Origin of the sequence: Ideonella sp. B508-1 (assembly GCF_000333615.1) — a bacterium.
Classification (GTDB): Bacteria; Pseudomonadota; Gammaproteobacteria; order Burkholderiales; family Burkholderiaceae_C; genus Ideonella.
In genome coordinates this window covers 1-1,287 of the sequence record NZ_BADL01000349.1, presented here as the reverse complement: position 1 = coordinate 1,287, position 1,287 = coordinate 1, and the positions used below count along the sequence as shown (strand labels likewise).

Below are 1,287 nucleotides of genomic sequence, written 5' to 3'. Positions count from 1 at the left end.
CGTGACCAATGTGCAGGACAGCGCCGAGTTCTTCGACCGCACCGGCGCCTCGGCCCTCAGGAGGGCAAGCGCCTGCCCTTCATCGTGATGCCGCTGCGCACCGACCAGATCACGCTGGGCGTGCTGGCGGCGCAGCGCGAGGTGGAGGGCATGGCCCGTCTCTCCGACGACCAGCGCCTGTTGACGATGGTGGCCACCTTGCTGGCCCAGTCGCTGGCCCTGCACCGCTCGGTGGCCGCCGAGCATGCCCGCCTGCAGCTGGAGACCACCCGGCTGCAGAAGGCGCTGAGCCAGGAGGCGCCGCGCCGGCGCTACTCGCTGGACAACGTGGTGGGCCACAGCAAGACCATGCAGCGCGTGTTCGCCGAGGTGCACCAGGCCGCACCCTCGCGCTCCACCGTGCTGCTGCGGGGCGAATCGGGCACCGGCAAGGAGGAGATCGCCCGCGCGATCCACTACCTCAGCCCGCGCAAGGAGGCCCCCTTCATCAAGGTCAACTGCGCGGCCCTGACCGAGTCGCTGCTGGAGTCCGAGCTGTTCGGCCACGAGAAGGGCGCCTTTACCGGCGCGGTGGGCGAGCGCAAGGGCCGCTTCGAGCTGGCCCACGGCGGCACGCTCTTCCTGGACGAGGTGGGCGACATCTCCCCGGGCTTCCAGGCCAAGCTGCTGCGGGTGCTGCAGGAGCGCGAGTTCGAGCGGGTGGGCGGCAGCCGGCCGGTCAAGGTGGACGTGCGCCTGATCTGCGCCACCAACCGCGACCTGGAGCGCATGGTGCAGCGCGGCGAGTACCGCGCCGACCTGTACTACCGCATCAACGTGGTCAGCATCTTCCTGCCGCCGCTGCGCGAGCGGCGTGACGACATCCCGCCGCTGGTGGCCCACTTCCTGGACCGCTACAACAAGGAGAACCACCGCCAGCTGAAGGTGACGCCCGAGGCCATGCAGGTGCTGTCCAACTGCTACTGGCCGGGCAATGTGCGCGAGCTGCAGAACTGCATCGAACGCACCGCCACCATGGTGCACGGCGAGGCCATCCGCGATCTGGCCTTCCCCTGCAAGAGCAACCGCTGCCTGACGCAGACGCTGCACCACATGGAGAAGGAAGACCCCGTGGCGCCGGTCTCATCGACCATCACGGTCAACAAGGTGCAGCGGCCCGATGGCAGCAGCATCCCGGTCGACAGCCGGCGCGCACCCGCAGTCAGCCGGTCCGGGCGATGCCTTCTTCGATGACGAGGACGACGAGGACACCGTGGTGCGCATCTGCTCCACCGAGCGCCTGACCGA

The 1,287-nt window shown here is 69.2% G+C and carries 1 pseudogene; it reads left to right on the top strand.

Features of this window, described 5'->3' with window-relative positions:
• Positions 1-1,224, top strand: a pseudogene (gene nifA, locus I73_RS28130) (nif-specific transcriptional activator NifA); the annotation flags it as partial.
• Positions 1,225-1,287: the final 63 nt, after the last annotated feature.